The sequence below is a fragment of the Pseudoalteromonas sp. SG43-4 genome (assembly GCF_014164325.1).
Classification (GTDB): Bacteria; Pseudomonadota; Gammaproteobacteria; order Enterobacterales; family Alteromonadaceae; genus Pseudoalteromonas; species Pseudoalteromonas distincta.
Map to the genome: position 1 here is coordinate 1 of NZ_JACJFB010000007.1, position 16,239 is coordinate 16,239.

The following is a 16,239-nucleotide window of genomic DNA, read 5'->3' on the forward strand; positions in this document are numbered from 1 at the left end:
TTTGTCAATACTTAAATTTAAACTTTCTAAAAAGATTCACTCTAAGTTTTACTTAACACCCTGAGTTGTTCGTGCCTCGCTATGCGTTGCTGTTTCCCGTCTCAGTGGGGTCGCATTATAGGGAGCGGCGGATTTTACGCAAGCGTTATTTGCATAAAATAGTAATTAAAATTAAGCCCCAAGCAAGCACACACGATAAGCACAAGTTACTCACAAAACCCTGTTGATAACTCTTTTTTTTACATAGCTAAACCATACTAAAGCTATTAATTAAAACCTTAAAAATGCAAAAAGCACCTTATGTAGGTGCTTCTTAAAAGTAATAGTTATTAGAATCTAGGGTCTGTTTATCTTTCAAGGTTAAATTTGCAGCAGCCTGTTTGGTATTCAGGCAAGGCAGAGCCTATGTAGTGTGGTTACTCCCCATAAATAGGCGATAACGTAGCATTAATGCCAAACAGGCGCTGCCCAAAGGGTTCTTCCTAGGGGCTATTTACTCTTTGTTACTCGGTTTTTACTTAGCCCACTAGGTTACAAATCTCGCGCCGCGATTAAACACCCCCTAGTTTGAACAAATTTTAATCCGCAAAGAGCAACAGACCCTAGTATAAAATACTATATAACTTGCGGCGATACTTAGCTGCGAGTGCGTCGCCATCAGGTAAAGAGGCAATAATGGCTAAAAAGCTTGGTTTTGCTTCGTTGAAGTTCAGATCTTTTTGTAGAACTGTAAACAGTACATCCAATGCTTCTTCTTTTCTGCCTGCTTCATTAAGTAAAATACTGAGCTCTTCTTTTAATTCTAAGTCATTTGGATACTTTTCTACTTGTTGTTGCTTTTCTTTAATCTCTGGTGAATCTTTTGCTTCAAGCGCGGCTTCGCATTTTGCTTTTATATTATTAAAGTAAGCATCTTGCTCTTGTGCATCTATTGTATTTATAAGCGCTTGCGCTTCATCTACCTTGTGAATTTGAATACATATGTCTGCTAGCACTAACTTGATACGTGCATTACCGCTGTCTATTTCATAAGCTTGCTTTGCATAATTAAATGCAGCATTTAAATCTGACTTTAATAACGCTTGCTTTGCTTGCTCTAATAGTAAGTCTTGTTGCGCAGGTAAATGCTTTGCTAGGGCTTCGCGTATTTGCGCTTCGCTTTGAACACCTGCAAGTAAATCTACTGGTGCGGAGTCTTTTAATAATACAAGCGTAGGCAGTGTTTGCAGACCAACTTGTTGCGCAAGTTGAGAAGCGAGTGCTTGTTCTGCATCGCAATCTAAGTTTGCTACTACTATATAGCTTGCATTTTCTGCTGCTACTTTATCTAAAATTGCAGCCTGTCCGATGCAGTCAGGACTTTGAGGAGAGAAAAAGTTAAGCAACACCAATTTTTGTTGTGATGTTTCACCGAGTACTTGTTGAAGGTTTTGCGCATTAATACTAACTATGTTGCTCATTGAATTGATTGCCATATTCGTCTATTTAGGTTTTTATATGGTGGTGAACATAATAATTACAAGTCATATACCTAAATCACTCGGTATACATATTCAACAATAAGGGAAAATATGAAATTAACTTACCTAAGTGCAATACTTTTATTAGCAAGCCCATTAGTACAAGCAAATGGACTCGATTTGAATTTAAGCAAAGCCATGCCAGCTATTGAAAAGTTTTACCTCGACTTACACCAATCCCCAGAGCTTTCTTATCACGAACAAAAAACAGGTAAAAAGATAGCAGATAGATTAACTCAGCTGGGTTTTAAAGTAACAAGTAATGTAGGTGGCTTTGGAGTAGTTGGTATTTATAAAAATGGTGAGGGGCCGACAGTAATGATCCGCACTGATACTGATGGCTTACCTATTATTGAGCAAACAGGAAAATCCTATGCCTCAAAAGTCAAAGTAATAGACGAGCACGGTGCAAAAGTAGGTGTAATGCACGGCTGTGGCCACGATATCCACATGAGCTCTTTTATTGGAACTGCAGAGCAGTTAATTGCTCATAAAAAACAGTGGCAAGGTACATTAATGATGGTTGCACAGCCTGCAGAAGAAGTAGGTGGGGGTGCTAAAGCGATGTTAAGCGAAGGACTATTTAGTAAATATGCAAAACCTGATCATATAATTGCTTTACATGTAAGCGCTAGCGTCCCCGCTGGTAAGGTATCAATGAAAAATGAATACACGATGGCAAGTGTAGATTCTGTCGATATTACAATTAAAGGTAAAGGTGGTCATGGTGCTTACCCTCATACAACTATAGACCCAGTGGTTATAGCTGCACGCACTGTACTTGCTTTGCAAACAATCACAAGCCGAGAGCTTTCACCGCTTGAGCCTTCTGTGATTACAGTGGGGTCTATTCATGGTGGCTCAAAACATAATGTGATTTCGGATGAAGTAAAACTACAACTCACTCTTAGAAGCTATAACCCCGATGTAAGAAGCGCTCAAATAGCAGCAATAAAACGAATCACCGCAGGTATTGCACAAAGTGCTGGCTTAAATGAATCTAACTACCCTGTAATATATGTACATGAAGATGAATCGATTCCATCTACTTATAATAACCCTGCACAAACAGACATTGTTAGAAACTCTATTGCCAGCGCAATTGGCGATACTAATGTACTTGAAACACAAGCTGTAATGGCGGGTGAAGATTTTGGCCTATACGGGCGCACCGATGAAAATATCCCTATCACCCTCTTTTGGCTAGGAGGCGTAAACCAAGCACAATATGCAGATTCAATAAAAACAGGTGAGGTACTCCCTTCTCTACACTCTAGTAAATTTGCACCAGATTATAAAGTTGCTATTCCTACTGGAATAAAAGCAATGAGTAACGCTGCTGTTGCTTTATTTAATAAGTAACCTGAATTCTGGATAATAAATCTATCTCAAACAGAGTTCAGGTTGAGTAATATCGTTTAATAAAAAAGCTCTGTTGCTAACTAGCAACAGAGCTTTTTTTATAACTCGACTTTTTAAAGGTCGCTTTTCCACCTCGTTTAGCAAAACGTTTTTTAGGTGAGGTTTTTGGTAACTTCGCAAATGCATTGCTATCGCAGTTTGCTGCTAATTGAACAAACCCATTTAGGTCAGCAAGTAAAGGCTGTAAAAATTGCTGATAACTCATTGCCTGCTGTGCAATATCACCTAAGCTCGACTCCCACTTTGCGGTTAAATCAGGACTCGCTAAACCTTGTGGTAATACGCTAATAAGAGCAAGTCCCGTTTCGGTCGCTCTAATTGACTTACCTTCACGTTTTAAAAAACGCCGCTTAAATAGCAACTCGATTATTCCCGCACGTGTTGCCTCCGTACCTAAACCATCAGTGTCTTTTAATACTTTTTTAATTTGTGGATCTTTAACATAACGGCTAATGCCCGTCATCGCAGCCAACAATGTGGCATCGGTAAAATAAGCAGGGGGTGATGTATGCTTTTCGACTACTTCGCCTTTATCGCAAAAAAGAGGCATACCTTTTGTTAAAGGAGGTAGCGAGGCTTCATCTTTTAATTCAGATTTACCCATTAACACCTTAAAACCCAAGCTTACATCTTGCTTTGCATTTGCCTTAAAAAGCCCACCAGCAATAATTACCTCAGCTTTAGTTTCGTTATATATATAGTCGGGATAAAACTGAATTAAGTAATGACGGCTTATTAATTGATATACCTTTGCTTCGTCACCGCTCAAACTCGCTGACTTTAACTGCTTAGCCGTAGGCACAATGGCATGATGGGCAGCTACTTTTGAATCGTTAAAACATTTACTATGCTTTTTTACATCAGCCCCGTTTACTAATTCACTGCTTTGCCCCCCATTTGCACTTATTGCCTTTAAAATAGCAGATGCTTCTTGATGGTGATCTTTGGGTAAATAACGATTATCTGAGCGTGGGTAAGTAATTAGTTTATGACGTTCGTAAAGTATTTGGCAAATATCCAATACTTTTTGAGCTGGCATACCAAATGCTTTAGCGGCATCTATTTGCAGAGCAGATAAATTATAAGGTAATGGAGCACTTTGCTTTTTTTGTTTTTGGTCGAGTGAAATAAGCTCAGCACTTTGCCTTGTAATACGTGAAGCAACATTTTCTGCAAGAGCTTTGTTAAGTATTCGCCCTTCTTCATCTTGATGTGGCTCACATGCTTTGCTTGGAACCCACTTAGCTATGAATGGTTGATTATCAGGAGTAAGCAAATGCGCCAATACATCGTAAAAAGGCTTAGATACAAAGTTCGCTATTTCGTTATCTCTATTAACAACAAGACCTAAAATAGGGGTTTGCACTCGCCCTACCGAAAGCACATTACCAAACCCTGCTTTTTGCCCAGCTAGTGTGTATGCACGTGTTAAATTCATACCAAATAGCCAATCAGCACGAGAGCGCGCTAAAGCAGATACACTTAACGGAATAAAATCTCGATTAGAACGCATAGTACCCAGTGATTTTTTTACTGCGGACAAATTTAAATCACTAATGAGTAAACGTTGCGTACTTTGCTTTTTAGCCTGACTTATTTTGGCTTCTTCTATTACTTGATCGACTAGTAGCTGGCCTTCACGGTCTGGATCGCCAGCGTGAATAAGTTGCGAGGCCTGTTTAATTAATTTTTTTAAAACAGTGAGCTGTTTGCGAGTTTTGGTTTTGGCTTTTAACTTCCACTGTTCAGGTATTATAGGTAAGTGTTCAAACTGCCATTTTTTAAAGCGCTCATCATAGTCATCGGGTTCTGCTTGTTCTAGCAAATGCCCAATACACCACGATACACAATCGCCATTAGCGACTTCTATATAACCATCATGTTTTTTATGTGGTTTTGGTAAGGCATCAGCAATTGCTCTGCCTAGTGATGGTTTTTCTGCAATGTAGAGTTTCATGGGAGTCGCTCACTCACTGTTTATATAAACAGTAGTTTAGCACAGCTATTTTGAAGGTAGGGAGTTTTCTATTTTTGACTTTACACTACCTTGCTTAGTGAAAAGGATAATTAAAGGTAAATAGCATACAACCACCGTGGCAATATTGATAAATGGCATTAGGGTCTGATAAATAACGGTACTGTAAGCTAAATCCCACAAATGGCGGTCAACTAATCGGAATAGTTGTAATATAGGTGCGCCAATAACAACTAGTTGCCCAATAACACATTGCCATAAATAAACTTTATCCTTTATACCCCAGTAAGCTATAAGTGCCATCCAAATAATATCTGTGATCGCCCAAACTAAATAACGATAAATATAAATGTCATCAAACGCTCGTAGGCTTGAAGCAGTTAGGTTACCAAAGAGGAAAAAAGCTGCGGTAAGTAATACAAATCGAAAGGCTAGGCGATCTTTAAATACAAAAAATATAAAAATAGCCGGACTTAGCATTAAAACCCAGCTTTTGCTTAAAATACTAACAATATATAAAAACCATTCAGGCAAAATACTCTGCCCTATTTTGTTTTTTTATCGTCATCAGTACCATCACCATTACCCGGCATGTCGCAATATTTATTGATTATTTTCACAGGCACTCCATTACATATGTTAAGGAAATGTACTGTAAGCTAAAATGACGAAATTGCCAAGATACTTAAGGCAATTAAGTACCTTAAATCAAAACAAACATAGTGAAATATAACACAAGCAATAACTTAGCGCACATCAATAGGAGCAGACTCTTTAGCCTTACCTTGCAGGATTGATATTTCTACTCGACGGTTTCTTCGGCGATCTTCATTTGAATCGTTTGGAACAAGTGGACGAGTATCAGCTCGCCCCACTACCATCATGCGGTTTTTATCAAACCCTTGCACCGTTTGCAGCTCGCTTGCTACAGCTACAGCTCGCTTTGACGATAAGTCCCAATTATTAATATATAGCTCATTCGATACCTGAAAATCGTCGGTATGGCCAGATACAGTTATTTCGCCAGGTACATCTTTTAACAGTACACCAATATCTTGAATTATGGGTTTAAACTTAGGTTGTAAAAATGCACTACCCGAAGGAAATGAACCATTCTCTCTAATACGAATAATTATTTGCTGCCCTAAAGATTCAAGCTCAATTGCACCATCTATTATTTGCTTTTCAAGCTGCTGCGCGATTTTTTTAACGAGCTCGTTAGTTTGTTCCTGATCGGCCGCTGAAGTTGCTTGCTCTGACGATTGCTCTTGAGAAGTACTACGAGATTCGCCACCACGTTTGTCCCCGCGTTGTTCTTGCCTGCCGCCAGCTGAGCTTTCATCTCCAGCCTGAAACTCTAACATTTGTTGAGTCATTTCGACTGTTTGCTGCTGAATGGTTTCTATTGGGGTTGGCTCTGGTTTGCCTGGGGTAAACTCCATAGCAATAACAGAGGTACCTTTAGGGATATCTTTTACTTCAATTTTATTCTGCACACCAAAAGCAAACTTCATAGAGCCCGCAATTTGTTTAAACTTAAGTACATCCATTTCTGAAAACGCAAGCAAGAGTACAAAAAAGCACATTAACAGTGACATTAAATCGGCAAACGTTCCCATCCATGCTGGTAGGCCTGGTGGTGGGCATTTGCACTCTTGATCAGACATAATTACTCCTCGGTATCTACTTTGCGTTTAGATTCAGCTAAGTAATTTTTCAAAATACCTTCGATAACTTTTGGATTTTGGCCATCTTGTATACCTAAAATAGCATCTAAAATTAAACGCTGATTCATAGCTTCTTCGTCTTTACGCAGTTCAAGTTTTACCTGAATAGGAATTGCCACAACATTGGCTAAAAAAGCACCATATAAAGTTGTTAAAAGCGCTACCGCCATTGCCGGGCCAATTGCTTTTGGGTCATCCATGTTAGATAACATTGCAACTAAGCCAATTAGAGTACCAATCATTCCCATTGCTGGTGCAATATCGGCTAATGACTTAAATAAGCCTGCGCCCATTTCATGTCGAGTAGTGGTTAAAGAGATATCTTTTTGAAGTGTGGCGCGAACAACATCTGCGTCATGGCCATCAACAAGCATGTCGACGCCTTTGCGCATAAATGGATTTGGGATTTCAGCTTCTTCGAGTGCTAAAAAGCCCCCTTTACGAGCTGAATCAGCAAGTTCTACTGCTTTTTCAATAAGTTCTTCTGGCGTTTCAATTTTAAACATAAACGCTTTAGCAACAACTTTACCTATACCCAAAAACTGCGACATGGTGAAATTTGATAAAACAATGAAAAGTGAACCACCAAATACAATTACACTAGAAGGAGCATCGGCAAACATAGCCATTTCACCGCTACTACTCATAAACATAGACATGACAATTAAGCCAATTGCGCCTAGGATCCCGATTATGGTTGCTAAATCCACATTTCCTCCAGAAGTTTCATGCTTAATGGCCTTATCATAAACTTTTATTATTAACTGCTTATCGGCAACATATTGAATTGCTTAAGCCATTTTTATAAATAAACATAAAAAGCAGCCTTTAGCACTATTTTAGATCAAGTTATAAGGGCTACCTAATTATCAATTGATTTATTAAACTAACAGACCGCTATTAAGGCTTTATTAATACACTTGAAATATAATTTAACGTTATAAAGGTAAAAAACCAATATCATCCTTTGACCTAGTTTAGCATTCCCCCTAAAATTGACCCCTAAATTTATTATGTAAGCTGAAATAAAGATGGCGACTAAAAAACCTGAAAACTTAAGTTTCGAACAAGCACTAGAAGAATTATCTACAATCGTTAGTGACATGGAACAAGGTGACTTATCGCTTGAGCAATCGTTAAAGCAATTTGAGCGTGGAATTGCATTAGCAAGTGCTTCATCAGGTAAATTACAGCAAGCAGAACAAAAAGTATCAATTTTGATGGGGAATGGCGAAAAGTCAGTTCTTACGAATTTTGATAATGATATGGAATAGCTGTGAGCATAAATAATTATATCGAACGTGCTCAAAAAGATGTAGTAGCGACCTTACAACAGCATTTTAAACAGCCTCTCGATACTGAAGAAACAGTCAAGAACGCCACCCAGTATGGATTATTTAATGGCGGTAAAAGATTACGTCCATTTTTAGTTTATGCCACAGGTAAAATGCTCGGTGCAAACCAGCAAGACTTACATGTACTTGCAGCTGCAATTGAGTGTATCCATAGCTATTCGCTAGTTCATGATGATTTGCCCGCTATGGACGATGACGACTTACGCCGTGGCCGCCCTACTTGCCACATAGAATTTGGCGAGGCAAATGCAATTTTAGCCGGTGATGCCCTACAAACACTCGCCTTTGAGCTTATTGCGAATCACAAATTTACATGCTCGTCGCAAACACAAGTAAAAATGATTGCTACGCTTGCCAACGCATCAGGCCTTGAGGGCATGGTAGGCGGACAAGGTCTTGACATAGCAGCAACAGATAAAGTAATTACCGTACAAGAGCTTGAGCGAATACATAAGCTAAAAACCGGAGCTTTAATTAATTGTGCAATTACACTTGGTGCACTGTGCAGTGAAAAGGCAGATCAACAAACCTTAGAAAATTTAAGCATTTTTGGGTATGCTATAGGGCTGGCGTTTCAAGTACACGACGACATTTTAGATGTTGAAGGCGATACGGTTACTTTAGGTAAACCACAAGGCTCCGATATTGCCGCGAATAAAGCGACATATCCGGCGTTATTAGGTATGCTAGGCGCTAAAGAAAAGGCGCAAAATTTAATACAACAAGCCCATGAAGCGTTGGCAAATATAGATGCTGACACAACACTTCTTGCGTCGCTAGCAAATTACCTAATTGAGCGTGACCACTAATTTTTGCTCATACGTATTGCAATTAGCACTGACATTATTACTCAACATTAATTATTCGTAAAAGCTTTGAATGAATTAATGTTAGCGAAGGATATATATAAAACCATGACACTTGATAGTAGCAAGTATCCATTACTTAATTTGGTTGACGAGCCAGCCCAATTGCGTGACTTAGCGCAAGACAAACTCCCTGCATTTAGCAATGAGCTGCGCGATTATTTACTCAACTCAGTATCGCAAAGTAGCGGTCATCTAGCGTCTGGTTTAGGGACGGTTGAACTAACCGTTGCGCTACATTATGTTTATAACACTCCAGACGATCGCCTAGTTTGGGATGTGGGTCACCAAGCTTATCCACATAAAATCCTTACAGGTCGTCGCGACCAAATGCACACTATTCGCCAAAAAGACGGTTTGCACCCTTTTCCTTTTCGCGATGAAAGCCAATACGATACGTTTAGCGTAGGTCATTCAAGCACCTCTATTTCAGCTGCCTTAGGTATGTCTATTGCCGCCCAAAAAGAAGGCAAAGGTCGAAAATCTGTAGCCATTATTGGTGACGGAGCTATCACCGCAGGCATGGCATTTGAAGCGATGAATCATTTAGGCGATGTAAAATCAGACATGCTTATTATTTTAAATGATAACGAAATGTCGATTTCAGAAAATGTTGGCGCATTAACAAATCACTTTGCCCGAATTTTATCAGGTAGCTTTTATACTAACATTCGTGAAGGCAGTAAAAAGTTACTCTCAGGTGTGCCTCCGGTAAAGCAACTTGCCAGTAAAATGGAAGAGCACATTAAGGGCATGATGATCCCGGGGACCTTCTTTGAAGAATTAGGCCTAAATTACATAGGCCCAATTGATGGTCACGATGTAAACATGCTTGTAGATACATTACGTAATATGCGTAATTTAAAAGGCCCACAGCTTTTACATATAAAAACGCAAAAAGGTAAGGGCTATAAACCGGCTGAAGCCGATCCTATTGGCTACCATGGTGTACCAAAATTCGACCCAAGCACAACTAGCCTGCCTAAATCTAAACCTAGCGCTGCTACTTTTTCAAAAGTTTTTGGCGATTGGTTATGCGACATGGCAAAGCAAGACAGCAAGTTAATGGCTATTACGCCAGCAATGCGCGAAGGCTCTGGCATGGTACGTTTTTCTAAAGAGTTTCCAGATCAATACTTTGATGTGGCCATTGCAGAGCAGCATGCTGTTACTTTAGCAGCTGGTTTTGCTTGTGAAGGTTTAAAACCTGTTGTTGCTATTTACTCGAGCTTTTTACAACGTGCGTATGACCAATTAATACATGATGTTGCACTGCAAAACTTACCTGTATTATTTGCCATTGACCGCGCTGGTATTGTTGGAGCCGATGGTGAAACTCACCAAGGTGCGTACGACTTAAGCTTTATGCGCTGTATTCCAAATATGGTAATTATGGCACCAAGCGACACCAACGAATGCCGCCAAATGCTATACACCGGTTATAAAGAAAACTGCCCTGTTGCAGTTCGTTACCCTCGAGGTAGCGCAGGTACTGCAGACATTGAAAGCACTATGCAACTGCTCGAAATAGGTAAGGCAGATACAATTAAGAAAGGCAGTAAAATTGCCATTTTATCGTTCGGTACATTACTTGAAAACGCCCAGCTTGCAGCTAACGAATTAGATGCAACGCTTGTTAATATGCGTTTTATTAAACCACTTGATACTGCACTTTTAAATGAGCTTGCTACTAGCCACGATACCTTTGTTACGCTTGAAGATAACGCGATTGCTGGCGGTGCCGGCTCTGCAGTTAATGAATACTTGGCAACGCAAAAAGCTGATATTAATATCCTTAACTTAGGTATTCCTGATGAGTTTATTAAACACGGCACGCAAGATGAAATGCACGATGAAATGGGATTAGGCGAGCAAGGAATATTAAACGCTATTAAGGCGTTTATCGCTTAAGCTATTTACTTAGTTTATTAAAAAGGAGCCTCAAGGCTCCTTTTTTTGTTTTTAATTTTAACTTTTTTGCATCCAGTTTCATTTTATAGCCGTTATTGATATGAGGTTAACATGTAAATAATCGGTGCCGCTTAGTCTATGCCTTATGAGCAAGCGCGTTATTTACCTACATTTGATGGAATATTTAAAAGGTAAAAATGATGAATAAAGCTAATTTAACAACTCATTCAACACAAAAAAACACACTTAAACACACGCTTAGTTTTTCAGCTTTAACACTTGCAGTATTAATCGGCATTACAGGCTGTAGCTCAGACGATGGTGAAAACGGCGTAGATGGTATTGCAGGCACCGATGGACAAAACGGTACCGACGGTACAAATGGCAACCCTGGTTTTGCATCAGCCACATTAATTTTGGCAAACAATGGCGAGAGCAATACAGGCACTATCGATTTAATTAACCAAAACGCCTCTAAACTAAAAACCTTTAATACAACAGCTAACGAAGGCGTTGCATTTGATAGCTTAGGTAATTTATTGCAAGCAAGCGACAGCGAAAATGGCAGTATTAAAACTATTTGCCAGCTTGCAAATCGTAGTGACGGCGCAACCTATACAGCTAATACAGATCGCGAAATAACAGGTACTAACACAACACTGGTAAACCCTAAAGGAATAGCTGTAGCACAAAAGAGTGGCCTTGTTTTTATTGCTGACTTTGGCGCTATGCAAGTAACGACTTTTGGCGCTACAGCCGCGGGCGATGCAGCGCCTTTAGGCACAACTATTACAGAAGCGGCGCCGTGGGATGTTGATTATGATGAATCTAACGACCGCCTTTATGTAGCACTAACAAATGGTGATGTAGCCGTTTATGATAATTTTGTTGGTGGTGAATTTGCCGCAATGCCAAGCCGCACAATTACTCCAAGTAATAATGATGGCACGCAAATATCTGTAAATATTCACGGCATTGTTTATGACTCAAATACTAACAAACTTGTTTTGTCTGATGTAGGCAGTGCCTCAGACGCAACCGATGGTTCGTTATTTGTAATTAATAATGCTTCAACTGCAGAGGGCTTAGTAAGCGTTGCACGAAGTATTGCCGGTCCAGCAACAATGCTTGGTAACCCAGTTGATATTAGCCTTGAAGGTAGTGACTTACGTGTAGCTGAAAAATCAAATGATGCTGTTCTTGTGTTCAGCAATATATTTTCAGGTGAGAGCGGCGATATCACTCCTGATTTAGTTACCTCAACAATTAAACCTGAGTCAATTACTAAACTGGGTATACAAAATGAAATGGCTGATATTTCAGATAGTGATACCGCTAATATGGCGCTGCTAGGTGTTGCTGTAAGTAGTAATCCGGGCACTGCAGGTGAAACAACTGGGCAAATTAGTCGATTAAGTTCACAACTTAACACAGAAATTGGCAACTATAATGCAAGTCAAACTATCGAAAGTGTAACTTTTGATAAAGCGGGTAATAGTTATACAACGTTCGATAACAGTACAACCTCAATTGGCGGTATTGTTATTTCAAATAAAGTGGCAATAAACAGAGATGGGCAAACTTATAATACGAACCAAGACAGCATTATTACTGGTTCGAATACAGGCCTTATATCTCCTAAAGGTCTTGATGTGGCTTCTGATAGCGGTATGATTTTAGTTGCAGAAAATAATGCAGATACTCCAAGTATTTCAATATTTTCAACTTGCACCACAGGGGATGCAAGCCCATTAATGACGCTTACGTTTGCAAACGATGCTCGCCCTTGGGATGTTGATTACGATGCAAACACTGATCGAGCTTTTGTAGCACTAACAAATGGAACCGTTGCTGTATTTGACGAAGTTAAAAGCAAACTAATGGCTGGTAGTACTAATATTGCAGTTGAGGATAGGCTTATAACGCCAGCAAATGCAGGTACAGCAGTAGCAGCACCAAGCAACATGCACGGCATCGACTACGACTCGCTAAGTGGCTCGCTAATACTCTCTGATGTTGGTAGCGCAGCAGTTGCTGACGATGGCAAAATATACGTATTGAATAACGTAGCAACGGCATCGGGCTTGGTAAACATAAGTACCACTATTAGCGGTCCAAATACCCTACTGGGTAACCCTGTTGATATTATGTATACCGGAACAGATTTATACGTAGCTGAGAAGTCAAATAATGTGGTTATGCGATTTAATAATATTTTAAGCAGTGCAGGCGGTGATATAAGCGCCGATACCAGTACGGCATTTACAGCCCCTGAGTCGATTGCAATATTACCAGCTTGGCTTAACAAATAGAGTTAACCTCACCATGCCTGACCAATAACCTTGGTCGGGCATTATCGCATCCACACTTTTATATCTGCCAAGCCATTACTTTGTAAAATACCTAATTGCTGATCAACATTAGAGTTTTGTTCAAACTCAAATGCATCGAGCTGATCATCAAACGTAATATTAGCCACACCATCACCACCGCGCTTTTTAACTTGATGCAGTGCTATATCTGCTAAGTTAATAGAGGTTTCCCAGCTAATTACCTGTCCGCCTAGTAAAGGTAATGGATAAAATGACCAACCAATTGATGCCGTGATATTAGTTGTTTTTCCATTTGGTAATTGGAACGAATTAGCCGCTATTACTTTACAAAGTTCTGAGGCATAGCTATCTATTTTATTGCATTTAAAGTCACGTAATAATAATAAAAACTCATCACCACTCCAACGTGCCACATAGTCAGAGCCCTGCGTACGCGAATTTAACAATGCAGCCATTTGCTGTAAGCAGCTATCACCTGCAATTGGGCCATACGCATCGTTAATACGGCTGAAGTTATCAAAGTTAATAATTACCAGCACCAGTGACTTACCTTGTGCCTGCAGCGACTGTGAATTACGTTGAAAGTGCTCAATATCTTTAGGGAGTTGATCAAACAAAAAGCGGCGGCTACGTAGCCCTGTTAGCTCATCTGAGTGACTCACTAATTTAAGCTGTGAATTCACTTGGCCTAATTTATCATTAGCTTGGCGAAGCTCTAAGGTACGCTCAGTGATTAAGCCCTCTAATGCTTCTTGTTTTCTGCGTTCTTGTGCTCTAAACACCCAAAAAATGAGATAAAAAAGCAAAATAAAACCACTGGTAATTAAAAGCCTAAAGTAAATTGTTTCGTCAAAGCGCTCAGGCACTACAAAACCGTATTCTACATCTTGCGCTTTAGCCCAGTCTTCACCTTGGCGCTTAGCTTCTAATTGAAACAAAAACGAGCCAGGAGGCAAGTTAGTATAAATAGCTTCACGTCGCGTATTTGCATAGCGCCAGTCACTATCTAAGCCACTTAGTTTATATCTAAATTCAATGCTGTTTGGTGCATAGTAATCAATAGCTGTGTAAGTTAGCGTTATATCACGCTCGTCTGTTTCTAATGATGGTTTTTTACCAAGCGCAGCGGTAGTTAAATGACGAAGTGGCGTTGTTATTGTCTCTATTGTTGGCTTTAATGCAAGCACACCAAATAGCTCTACATTTTTAGGTATTTCAACAACACCTTGTAAGCTTGGGTACCAAATAGAATTTCCGGTGTCTGCTACCGCATCATGCCCAAGTCCACTACAACATTGATTCGCTTTACCATCAAGTTGACGGTCAAAAGATGAAATTACTTCTTCAACTTTTAAGCTTTTTATTTCTGTTTTAAATTGCTCTACAGGCATTCTGTAAACACCTTTCATGGTGCTTACCCAAACATGCTTTAACTTTTCATCATATTCTAGGCTAAATATAGAACCATACGGTAAACCATTAGCTGCATCGAGCTGACGCCATTGCCCTTGCGTACTTCTGTAAAAAAGCCCGTCGTTAAGAGAGCCGATTAAAATACCCACGCCATCTATATGTAGCACGCTAGTTACGTATGCGCTTTCAAGTGTTGTTTGGTCGCCAATTTTTTCAATGCCACGGTCTGTAAAGTAATATGCGCCCTTACTAGTACCAATCACACCAAAGTTTGTTTTATCTAATACGTAGGTAATAAACTTACTACCTAAAAAAGCGTTATAGGCAAAAGGCGTTAAACCAGCATAATTTAATCGATATAAACCGCGTCCGGTACCAATCCAAAAGCCGCCTTTACTAGAGCGACTTATTGCAAATACCGGATTATCGCGAAGTGCTCGACCTGGGACGGTGTAAAGTGTCTTGTTTTCAAAAACAAATAAGCCGCGCCCCGTGGCTATATATAATCGCTCACCATCAAATTGTAGATCGTGTACTGATGCGTATCCATATTTACTACTTGGGACTAAATTAATAAAACTTTTATCTAAATCGAAATAACCAATGCCGCTTTTATTCGCAACCCACAGTTTACCATCGGGTGCTTGGCTAATAGCCATAACAGATTCGGTCATGTTTGAAACTGCTGAATGCCTTTCGACTCGTCCTTCATGAGCAAGCCACAAGCCTTCACTAAAGCTTGCTAACCAAACGTTATTTTTATCATCTCTAAAAATATCAGCAAACCATATACTTTGATCGAGTTGGCTAGGCTCTACCCATTGCCACTCACCGGTTTTATCTCTGAATAATAAGCGTCCATAGGTCGAAACCCACAAGCCACCATCGGTATCACTCATAAACTTATAAACGGCTGAGTTATTTGCATTAGGTAGAGGAAAAGGTCTTAGCTCGTCATCTAAATCTAAAAAGTATGCACCTAGCTCAGAAGCTATATACAAATTACCATTTAAAAATGATAAATCGTGCACTATGGTTTGCGCTAAGCGCTCTGGTAAAGATATTTTTGCGGTAAGCTCTAAACGTAGTTTAGAAAAATCTGATGAGTTTTTTGTAAGGCGTAATAAATGACGATCATTAACCAGCCAAATGCCTTCAGGAGAGAGTGCCATTTGGCTAACAGAGCCAACTATTTGTGTGATCACAGTAGCATTAACAATAGGTAGAGGACCATTTACTTCAGTGCGTAAATCAACTTGCCCTCTATCTACATAGTATAAGCCGTTGGCCGCAATCCATATGCTACCTTTAGAGTCCTCAAGAATATCCCTTACTGGACCTTTAATATTAAATTCTTGTGCTGCAAATGTGGCTGGGTTAATAACTACCAAGCCACTTTTAGTGCCTACCCATAACAAACCACTAGAATCGACTAAAAGCTTATTAACACCATTACTAGGCAAGAATGGACTATTTTGCGTGTTGTAATTTGTAAATGTTGTACCATCAAAACGGCTTAAACCAAATTGCGTACCAAGCCACATATAGCCTTGCTGATCTTGCACAACACTTTTAAGTGATTGCGACGGTAGGCCATCTTTTATATTCCATTGCTTAACTACGTAATCAGTAATTGAAGCCCAACTTGGCGTCGCGCACAACATAAGTACACAAACCAGTAAAAATCGCATCATATTGCTGCCACCTAGTTAAACAA

General features: G+C 39.6%; 11 protein-coding genes. 5 read left to right on the plus strand and 6 right to left on the minus strand.

Annotated elements, in window-relative coordinates:
• Positions 1–602 precede the first annotated feature (602 nt).
• Entirely contained in the window at positions 603–1,460 is an 858-nt protein-coding gene (locus H5160_RS08605; RefSeq protein ID WP_182715561.1) for a tetratricopeptide repeat protein, read from the minus strand.
• A gap of 111 nt (positions 1,461–1,571) precedes the next feature.
• Between H5160_RS08605 and H5160_RS08610 the strand changes: the two genes are divergently transcribed.
• Entirely contained in the window at positions 1,572–2,882 is a 1,311-nt protein-coding gene (locus tag H5160_RS08610; RefSeq protein WP_149606414.1) for a M20 family metallopeptidase, read from the plus strand.
• 76 nt (positions 2,883–2,958) lie between these two features.
• Here the strand turns inward: H5160_RS08610 and H5160_RS08615 are convergent, their stop codons facing one another.
• From H5160_RS08615 to pomA, 4 genes are all read right to left on the minus strand, one after another.
• The gene (locus tag H5160_RS08615; RefSeq protein WP_182737222.1) at positions 2,959–4,899 is read right to left on the minus strand and encodes a DNA topoisomerase III; all 1,941 of its coding nucleotides are present in this window, start codon (positions 4,897–4,899) and stop codon (positions 2,959–2,961) included.
• Positions 4,900–4,944: 45 nt separating this feature from the next.
• Complete coding sequence (locus tag H5160_RS08620) at positions 4,945–5,451, minus strand: hypothetical protein (RefSeq protein ID WP_182737223.1); 507 nt, start codon at positions 5,449–5,451, stop codon at positions 4,945–4,947.
• Between the two features lie 212 nt (positions 5,452–5,663).
• The gene (locus tag H5160_RS08625) at positions 5,664–6,584 is read right to left on the minus strand and encodes a flagellar motor protein MotB (protein ID WP_024597196.1); all 921 of its coding nucleotides are present in this window, start codon (positions 6,582–6,584) and stop codon (positions 5,664–5,666) included.
• A 2-nt stretch (positions 6,585–6,586) separates the two neighbouring features.
• Positions 6,587–7,354, minus strand: a complete 768-nt coding sequence (gene pomA, locus H5160_RS08630) for a flagellar motor protein PomA (RefSeq protein ID WP_024597197.1) — start codon at positions 7,352–7,354, stop codon at positions 6,587–6,589.
• A gap of 321 nt (positions 7,355–7,675) precedes the next feature.
• Here pomA and H5160_RS08635 point away from each other — a divergent pair, with 321 nt between their 5' ends.
• From H5160_RS08635 to H5160_RS08650, 4 genes are all read left to right on the plus strand, one after another.
• The gene (locus H5160_RS08635; protein WP_002961738.1) at positions 7,676–7,918 is read left to right on the plus strand and encodes an exodeoxyribonuclease VII small subunit; all 243 of its coding nucleotides are present in this window, start codon (positions 7,676–7,678) and stop codon (positions 7,916–7,918) included.
• A gap of 2 nt (positions 7,919–7,920) precedes the next feature.
• On the plus strand, positions 7,921–8,808 hold the full coding sequence (ispA, locus tag H5160_RS08640; protein WP_024597198.1) for a (2E,6E)-farnesyl diphosphate synthase: 888 nt from the start codon (positions 7,921–7,923) through the stop codon (positions 8,806–8,808).
• Between the two features lie 105 nt (positions 8,809–8,913).
• The gene (gene dxs, locus H5160_RS08645) at positions 8,914–10,776 is read left to right on the plus strand and encodes a 1-deoxy-D-xylulose-5-phosphate synthase (protein WP_024603572.1); all 1,863 of its coding nucleotides are present in this window, start codon (positions 8,914–8,916) and stop codon (positions 10,774–10,776) included.
• 200 nt (positions 10,777–10,976) lie between these two features.
• Entirely contained in the window at positions 10,977–13,088 is a 2,112-nt protein-coding gene (locus tag H5160_RS08650; protein WP_154903652.1) for a hypothetical protein, read from the plus strand.
• Between the two features lie 41 nt (positions 13,089–13,129).
• Here H5160_RS08650 and H5160_RS08655 read toward each other — a convergent pair whose 3' ends face one another.
• Positions 13,130–16,216, minus strand: coding sequence for a ligand-binding sensor domain-containing diguanylate cyclase (locus H5160_RS08655; RefSeq protein ID WP_002961745.1), 3,087 nt, complete (start codon positions 16,214–16,216; stop codon positions 13,130–13,132).
• Positions 16,217–16,239: the final 23 nt, after the last annotated feature.

What these genes read in the sequence shown, in the direction of transcription:
- H5160_RS08605 (WP_182715561.1), bottom strand. Translation starts at nt 1,460, where the DNA reads ATGAGCAACATAGTTAGTATTAATGCGCAAAACCTTCAACAAGTACTC.
- H5160_RS08610 (WP_149606414.1), top strand. Translation starts at nt 1,572, where the DNA reads ATGAAATTAACTTACCTAAGTGCAATACTTTTATTAGCAAGCCCATTA.
- H5160_RS08615 (WP_182737222.1), bottom strand. Translation starts at nt 4,899, where the DNA reads ATGAAACTCTACATTGCAGAAAAACCATCACTAGGCAGAGCAATTGCT.
- H5160_RS08625 (WP_024597196.1), bottom strand. Translation starts at nt 6,584, where the DNA reads ATGTCTGATCAAGAGTGCAAATGCCCACCACCAGGCCTACCAGCATGG.
- H5160_RS08635 (WP_002961738.1), top strand. Translation starts at nt 7,676, where the DNA reads ATGGCGACTAAAAAACCTGAAAACTTAAGTTTCGAACAAGCACTAGAA.
- dxs (WP_024603572.1), top strand. Translation starts at nt 8,914, where the DNA reads ATGACACTTGATAGTAGCAAGTATCCATTACTTAATTTGGTTGACGAG.
- H5160_RS08650 (WP_154903652.1), top strand. Translation starts at nt 10,977, where the DNA reads ATGAATAAAGCTAATTTAACAACTCATTCAACACAAAAAAACACACTT.
- H5160_RS08655 (WP_002961745.1), bottom strand. Translation starts at nt 16,216, where the DNA reads ATGATGCGATTTTTACTGGTTTGTGTACTTATGTTGTGCGCGACGCCA.